This is a genomic window from Streptomyces sp. NPDC127084 (genome assembly GCF_042724175.1).
In the GTDB taxonomy this organism is placed as follows: domain Bacteria; phylum Actinomycetota; class Actinomycetes; order Streptomycetales; family Streptomycetaceae; genus Streptomyces.
The window spans coordinates 22,239-28,449 of the sequence record NZ_JBHXFA010000102.1; the positions used below are offsets into that span (position 1 = coordinate 22,239).

Consider the following 6,211-nt stretch of genomic DNA (forward strand, 5'->3'; position numbering starts at 1 on the left):
CCGCCCGCGCGCCGGGGCGCGCGCGGCCCCGCGGGCGCGGGGGCGCCGGGCCGCCCCTCGGAGGTACCGGCGGGCGCGACAGAGGGAAGAGGTGCTCTCCGCCGGGGGAACGGCGCTCCTCCCGCTAGTTGGCTCCACCCATCGCCCAGTGGACGCCCCGTCTCTCGTCGGCCGCTTCGTGGCGGTGCCGGGCAAGGCGAGCGTCGCGCTCCTCGGCGGTCTCCTGCCACATGCGGATGTCAGCAATGTCGACGTGCCCGAACTGGCGGGCGACGATCATGGCGGCGACTTGCCCACCCATGACTTCTTCACCGTCATTGAGGAAGGTTCCCGAGCTTCCGCTGTGGCGTCCGGGAACCTTGGTCCAGTCGCATCGAGGTTCACAGGTGCAGGCGTAGCTGTAGGCGATCTTCCAACGGCGGCTGGCGAGTTGGCTTTCACGGTTCACGAACGAACTCCTTGGGATCGAGCCGCCCGGCGGCCGGGTGTGGTGCTCACCGGCCGCCGGGCGCAATTTCGAGCGGGGCACTCTTCGGACACGGGCTCTTTCGGTCGGCGGGGATGCGCCGACCGGCGACCTACCAGTCCTCGCAGACGGGGCACCAGGGCCCGTCGCACATGCGGCAGTGCCGCTGGTTCTCAACGCCGCACTTCAGGCAGACGCCGTAGTCCTGTTCCCCGGCCTGGGGAGCCTTCTTCTCGATGCTCATCGATCACTCCTGATGTTGGTTTGCGTGACAGCCGGACGGTCCGTCTCGGCCGGGCCGTCCACTGAGTGCCCCCGCGACAGTAGAGATCTCCCCCCTTTCCTTCTTGATTCTATTCTATATGCATTGAAGGGAAGTGCAAGATTTCGGATGAGCTTTTTTGATCATCTGACTTCCTGTTTCCGCAGCTCAGCGGCGTCCGTAGTCTCCGTGAGTTCCCGGATGTGGAGGACGAGGCGCGAGCCTTCGACAACATGGCCGAGCCGCATATCCGGACCGAGCAACCGCGTGTGGTCGTCGTCGTCCAGCACGCCCTGGTCGACCAGGCCGTCCACGCACGCCTTGAAGCTCGGATACCAGTTGGCGGGGTCTCGGCGCTGCCTGTCCGAGGGGTGCAGCACGCCCACGATGTGCGCGCCCTCCAGGTGCGGGACGCCCCGGGAGGCGGCCCAGGCCGCACGCCGCAATACTCTCGTCACTTCGGCCCGTCGGTGGTGGTGCAGGCGCTGGTTGGAGTTGAGGAGCAGCAGCCGCGGGGGCAGGGCCACCCGGAACCGGCGCCCGCCCAGGCCGTCGAACCAGTCCGCCGGGTCGACCGAGGGTTGCGCGGCCACCACCGACGTGACGTCTGGCGTGTCCTCGGGCGCGTAGCCACTTCTGCGTCTGCTTCCTGACGCAGTGACGGGCGTCGCGTGCAGGCTGGAGACAAGGATGAGGCGCTGGCGGGTGCCGGTGGCCGCGTCGGCGACCAGAGCACGCATGTCCCCCTTCTCGTAGCGCACGACACGGAGGCGAGCAGTGTCGTGGGGGTGGCAGGCCGCGAAGATCCGGCCCGTGCGTACGTGGTTCATTGGCGTTCCCTGTTCCCCAGCAGTTCGATGACGCTGGCGAGCACGGCCGCGGGCCAGAAGGCGATGACGACAGCGGCGTACAACGCAACGGCGACAGGGCTGAGTTCGGCGGCGAGGCGCAGCCGTGGCTCGTCGGCGAGCAGAGTGGTGAAGGAGATGGCCAGGAGGACGATCCCAACGAGCCAGACGAGGAGGCTCAGCGCCGCGAGTATGACGATCACGGTCTGCCCTCCCGGTCCGGCTGGACGGGGATGATCCTCAGCACGCCGGCGTGGGCGAGTCGGAGTGCCAGGGAGGCTGTCCGCCCTCTTGGGTGAATGGCGAACCCCGCACAGATGGCCGGGGACTCGGTGCCGAGCGTCTTGTGGCAGACGATATGGCCTTCGTCTGCCACGGCCGTGTTGACCATGCCTGCTACCCGGCCGGGCTCCAGGTGCATGAGGTTGCCTGGCCGGAAGATGCAGGTGACACAGCGGTCCTCGCACACTCGCACGCTCCAGGTGGCCGGGTCGGCGACGTCGTGGCGCAGGCCGTCTGCCGAATACGTGGGTCGCCCGGTCACCGGTGGGGCTCCGCCACGGCCGCGCGTACGGCTTCCCCGGCTGCTGCAAGGAGTGTGCGCAGGCACGCCGCCCACAGGTCCGGGTCATCTCGCATGTAGGCGGCCTGGTAGAGCGCGAGCGCGGTCTCCGTGTCGTTGTTGAGGTGGGCGGCGATGAAGCGCGCTGTGAACAGGTGGTGGGCGGGGATCACGTCCTCAGGTCGCGATCCGTCCGTGGTCGCAATGCCCCAGAAGCGGGGGTGCGGCCGAGGACCTTGCATCTTCAGAACTGCGGCCTTGGCGACGGTGGCGATGCCGCAGGCGACCCCGAACATCATGGACGGTGTCTGTGTCGTCGCCAGCGTGGCGAGGATGGCCACCGACCGGTCCTGGCGGTCGTTCACCCAGTGGGTGACTGCTTGCCAGATGCGGTCGGCTATCTCGTCGTGCATGAGGGCACCTCTTCTTTGTTCGTCTCGTGGTGGTCGATAGCGGGCGGGTTTCACACGGCGGGGAGCGTGGGGGCGGACTCGTGTGAACGCCGAAGCTCGGCCAGGGGCAGGGGGCGGCTGACGCGGTTGCGTCGTTGCCGCAGGATCGTGACGGGACCGAGCAGCCGGCGTAGGTCTTCTTCCTGTGCTTCGGCGTAGGCGTACCGGTCGGGCATGACGTCCAGGAGGTGCCGCCACTGCCGCATCCCGGCGCGCACGCACGTCCCGCCGCAGTTGTTGTGAGCGAAACCCATGTCGTACAGGCGGGGTGGTTCGACGCCGAGGGTGCGCGCTTCCTGCAAGAGCTGCGCCTTGGTCAGTGGTGGCTCCCACTTCGAGCACAGGGGGAATCTGGTTTGCCAGGGCTTCCAGTTGCGTGCGATGGCGGGGATGCGGGCTTTGTCACGCGGCGTGGGCTCGATGCCGATGTACACCAGGGTGTCGGCGGGATACGCGTGTTTCTCCATCCAGGAGCGGCAGGGGATCTGCTTCAACACCATGGTGCAGGGGGCAAGTCGGTCGTTGCCGAGGAACTTCTTGTCATGGAAGACCTGCCATGGGGTTCTCCCGTCGGCGACCTTGGTCAACGGCACCCCGAGCAGGCGGCTGGTGTCGGCTGCGAATCTCCACAGGTCCGGGTCCTCAATGCCTGTGTCGGCGATGAGGAGTGTGAGGTTGTCCGTTCCGTGTCGTGCGGCGACGCGGACGGCGGCTGCGAAGGAGCCGATGCCGCCGCTGAACTGCACGATGTGTGCGGTCACTGTGTACTCCGGGGTGGGGTGCCGCCCCGGGATGCTCCCGGGGCGGCAGGGTTGGCAGGTCAGCCACGCGGCGTCTTCGGGGCTTTCTTGATGGCGCTGCCCTCGGCCGGAAGCTGCTTGGTGCCATCCACCAGGGCCTTGAAGGAGGCTCCGGGGCGGAACTTGACTGCCCGGGTGGCCTTCACGTGCACGCGTTCGCCGGTCTGCGGGTTGTGTGCGATGCGGGCCGGACGCTCCACCGGGGCGATGGAGCCGAACCCGGTCACGCTGACCCGAGTGCCTTGGGCGACGGCGCGGACGATGGAGTCGAAGACGGCCTCGACGGCCTCGGTGGCGGCGGCTCGGGACCCGAGCTTGACGGCGACTTCTTCGATGAGGAGCTGCTTGTTCATGTCGTTCCTTCTGCGAGTTGGAGTGGAGAGGCCGCGGGTCAGACCGCGGGTTCGCTGGCAGCCTGAGCGTCGTGGTGGATGACCAGTGGGAGGGCCGTGCTCACGTAGGCGATGAGCTCGATGGTGGTCGCCGCGTAGGTGCCGTAGGTGCGGCGCACCTTGTTGTTGTGCTGGGCTGGTCCCGGGTCGGTGTGCGAGTCGGGGTCGCTGCTGCCGATGAGGTGCGCCCACCGCTCGTACACGCCGTCTTCGGGCTGGTACATCAGCAGCTTGACGCCGACGGCGCTGTAGTTGCCGACATCGCGGTGGATGGGGGCGATCTCGATACGCGGGGCAGGCAGGTCGGGATTGGCCTGTGCGATGAGCGCCACGGCCGCCACAGGGCCGAGGAGTTGGCGCATCGACTCCTCATGGAACATGGGGATGTGTCTCCTTCGTGAGTTAGGCGGCGTCGGAAAGTTCAAGCTGGTCGGGGGCCTCGCACTGGGGGCACATCTGCTCGGCCGCACGCCGGTGAGCGCGCCTCCCGGCCGCAGTCCCGCACGACGACTTGCGGATGACCGGCGGCAGAAGCTCGGAGTCGGCAGCCTCGGGCAGGGCGTGGATGATCCCGCCGTTGAGCCAGATCCGGCCGCCGCAGACGCCGTCGAACCGTGCCTTGGCCGGGGAGACCTGCCGGATGCATGCGGCCCGGAAGTGGCAGCCGCCGCAGACGTAGAGGACCGGCTCGCAGATCGCTACGAGATCCCCGCTGTCCTTCCACTGGTCGTCGGCAACGGCGAAGTCCGGGTCGCCCCAGCAGGGGGCGTGGCTGGTTACGTGCGTGCCCGCAGGCGGGCGTGGTCCGGTCACAGAACGGGCTCCAATCGCTGGCCTATCCACCGGGCGACGTTGACCGAAACCGCGTTGCCTGCCTGCATGGTCTGTTCGGCCTGGTTGCCGTAGACGACGTACTTCGCGGGGAACCGCTGCCCTTCGAGCTGTTCGCGGGGCTTGAGCATGCGGAACCAGCAGTCGTTGATGTCTGGGGCGCTGCGGACGAGAGCGGCCGAGTCGCGGGTGGAGAGGGTGTGTACGGGTTCGGCGGCGGTCTTCACCGCGGCCTTGCGGTAAGGGACGACGAGGGTGTTCCTGGCCTGCTCGGGTACACGGCCGGCGTGGGTGACCAGGCCGTGATGGTTGCCCTTCGCTGTGATCCCGGCGAGCGGATGGCTGGCCGGACTGGCGGTGGCGTTGTTGCGGAATTCAACGATGAACGGGTCCACCGTCAGCAGGGCTTCGCTCTCCCGCGTGGTGCGCGTGCGCAACGGCACGTCGACAGGGACGGCGTCGGTGTTCCATGTGCCTCCGGTCGGCACCAGGAGCGCATCGCCCTGCTTGGCGGTACGGGTCGGCAGCGGACGGTCCTCGACTGCGTACCCCCTGTCTCCGCCGTCCTTGCCGTGGGTGAGGGTGATCGAGCTGGGCCGGTAGGGGAACTTGATGAGGCCCGCGCGGATGCGGTCCATCGTGGTGTCCGCGAGTGGCTTCTTGCGGTCGCCGATCCGGGTTCCGAGGTCGTCCCAGTTGATGATGTCGCTGGCGGGGCGGACGTACGGCTCGACCATCGCGTGTCGGCATCGTGTGTTCGGGCAACGGTAGATGTAGTCCCGCCGGTACTTCCCGATGCGCATTCCGTCGACGTTCCAGGACTGAATGGCGTGCACGTCCTCCCCGCAGTCCACGCAGGGCGCGAGCGGCCTGGGTTCCAGGTCCGGCTTGCGCATGGACTTGAGGGTGAAGACCACGTACATGCGGTCGCGCCACTGCGGGGCACGTAGGTTGTCGTCGTCACCGACGTGCGCGCTGCTGACGCACACGATCTGGTATTGGTAGCCGAGCAGTTCCATCGCTTCGAGCCACTTCGGGAAGAGGATCCAGTCGAGGCCGAACTCAACGACGTTCTCCACGACGATGGCCTTGAACCGCTTGGCTTCAGCAGCTCGGACGACGCACCAGCCGGTGACGCGGGTCCGTTCGAAGGCGTCCTTGGTGAGGGCCTCCCACTCCTCGCCTTCTTCGAGCAGGCCGAGCAGGTCCATCTGGTTGGTCTCGCGTCTGCGTCCGCCCGCAGGGCTGATTTCGGTGCAGATGACGGACGCCCACAGGACGTCGGCGTTGGGCAGGTAGCGCATCGGGAAGCCGGAGATGTCGATGCAGGCGTGGTCGGCTTTGCGGTGGTTGGCTGCGTGCGTGTCGATGGCGAGCTGCCAGTGGTTGATGCCGAGGATCAGCTCGTGTCCGGCTTCGACAAGGCCCGTGCTGCTGCCGCCCGCACCGCACAGCAGGTCAATGACTGTGGCCATGGTTCTCCAAGAGGTCTGCGGAACCCGGGCCCCCCCGGCGGGGGCGCGGCGGGGGGGGGAGACATTAAAACAGCGCGCCCCCCCCCAGATGGGGCCGGCGCCCGAAAGCCGGCGCAGCCCCCC

The 6,211-nt window shown here is 67.9% G+C and carries 11 protein-coding genes; all 11 read right to left on the reverse strand.

The window, feature by feature from the left end; genetic code table 11:
* Nucleotides 1–124: 124 nt before the first annotated feature.
* Nucleotides 125–448 (reverse strand): hypothetical protein, encoded by a 324-nt coding sequence (locus tag ACFWI9_RS22665; protein ID WP_387164581.1) that lies wholly within the window; start codon nucleotides 446–448, stop codon nucleotides 125–127.
* A gap of 130 nt (nucleotides 449–578) precedes the next feature.
* Nucleotides 579–710, reverse strand: coding sequence for a hypothetical protein (locus ACFWI9_RS22670; protein WP_387164583.1), 132 nt, complete (start codon nucleotides 708–710; stop codon nucleotides 579–581).
* A gap of 161 nt (nucleotides 711–871) precedes the next feature.
* Nucleotides 872–1,558, reverse strand: coding sequence for a hypothetical protein (locus ACFWI9_RS22675; protein WP_387164585.1), 687 nt, complete (start codon nucleotides 1,556–1,558; stop codon nucleotides 872–874).
* Nucleotides 1,555–1,779 (reverse strand): hypothetical protein, encoded by a 225-nt coding sequence (locus tag ACFWI9_RS22680; RefSeq protein WP_387164587.1) that lies wholly within the window; start codon nucleotides 1,777–1,779, stop codon nucleotides 1,555–1,557. The genes ACFWI9_RS22675 and ACFWI9_RS22680 overlap by 4 nt, the downstream gene beginning before the upstream one ends.
* Nucleotides 1,776–2,120: a hypothetical protein gene (locus tag ACFWI9_RS22685; RefSeq protein ID WP_387164589.1), complete on the reverse strand. Its 345-nt coding sequence runs from the start codon at nucleotides 2,118–2,120 to the stop codon at nucleotides 1,776–1,778. The genes ACFWI9_RS22680 and ACFWI9_RS22685 overlap by 4 nt, the downstream gene beginning before the upstream one ends.
* Nucleotides 2,117–2,551: a hypothetical protein gene (locus ACFWI9_RS22690; RefSeq protein WP_387164591.1), complete on the reverse strand. Its 435-nt coding sequence runs from the start codon at nucleotides 2,549–2,551 to the stop codon at nucleotides 2,117–2,119. Before ACFWI9_RS22690 ends, ACFWI9_RS22685 begins: the two co-directional genes overlap by 4 nt.
* A 50-nt stretch (nucleotides 2,552–2,601) precedes the next feature.
* Entirely contained in the window at nucleotides 2,602–3,351 is a 750-nt protein-coding gene (locus ACFWI9_RS22695) for a hypothetical protein (protein ID WP_387164594.1), read from the reverse strand.
* Between the two features lie 59 nt (nucleotides 3,352–3,410).
* Complete coding sequence (locus ACFWI9_RS22700) at nucleotides 3,411–3,743, reverse strand: HU family DNA-binding protein (RefSeq protein WP_387164596.1); 333 nt, start codon at nucleotides 3,741–3,743, stop codon at nucleotides 3,411–3,413.
* A gap of 38 nt (nucleotides 3,744–3,781) precedes the next feature.
* Entirely contained in the window at nucleotides 3,782–4,162 is a 381-nt protein-coding gene (locus ACFWI9_RS22705) for a hypothetical protein (protein WP_387164598.1), read from the reverse strand.
* A 22-nt stretch (nucleotides 4,163–4,184) separates the two neighbouring features.
* Nucleotides 4,185–4,595 carry a hypothetical protein gene (locus ACFWI9_RS22710; protein ID WP_387164600.1) on the reverse strand — a complete coding sequence of 137 codons (411 nt, stop codon included), beginning with the start codon at nucleotides 4,593–4,595 and terminating at the stop codon, nucleotides 4,185–4,187.
* The gene (locus ACFWI9_RS22715; RefSeq protein ID WP_387164601.1) at nucleotides 4,592–6,088 is read right to left on the reverse strand and encodes a DNA cytosine methyltransferase; all 1,497 of its coding nucleotides are present in this window, start codon (nucleotides 6,086–6,088) and stop codon (nucleotides 4,592–4,594) included. The genes ACFWI9_RS22710 and ACFWI9_RS22715 overlap by 4 nt, the downstream gene beginning before the upstream one ends.
* Between the last annotated feature and the right edge of the window lie 123 nt (nucleotides 6,089–6,211).

Bases quoted from the DNA above. Each gene is read 5' to 3' on its own strand.
- ACFWI9_RS22670 (WP_387164583.1), bottom strand. From the start codon at position 710: ATGAGCATCGAGAAGAAGGCTCCCCAGGCCGGGGAACAGGACTACGGC.
- ACFWI9_RS22715 (WP_387164601.1), bottom strand. From the start codon at position 6,088: ATGGCCACAGTCATTGACCTGCTGTGCGGTGCGGGCGGCAGCAGCACG.
- ACFWI9_RS22700 (WP_387164596.1), bottom strand. From the start codon at position 3,743: ATGAACAAGCAGCTCCTCATCGAAGAAGTCGCCGTCAAGCTCGGGTCC.
- ACFWI9_RS22675 (WP_387164585.1), bottom strand. From the start codon at position 1,558: ATGAACCACGTACGCACGGGCCGGATCTTCGCGGCCTGCCACCCCCAC.
- ACFWI9_RS22690 (WP_387164591.1), bottom strand. From the start codon at position 2,551: ATGCACGACGAGATAGCCGACCGCATCTGGCAAGCAGTCACCCACTGG.
- ACFWI9_RS22705 (WP_387164598.1), bottom strand. From the start codon at position 4,162: ATGTTCCATGAGGAGTCGATGCGCCAACTCCTCGGCCCTGTGGCGGCC.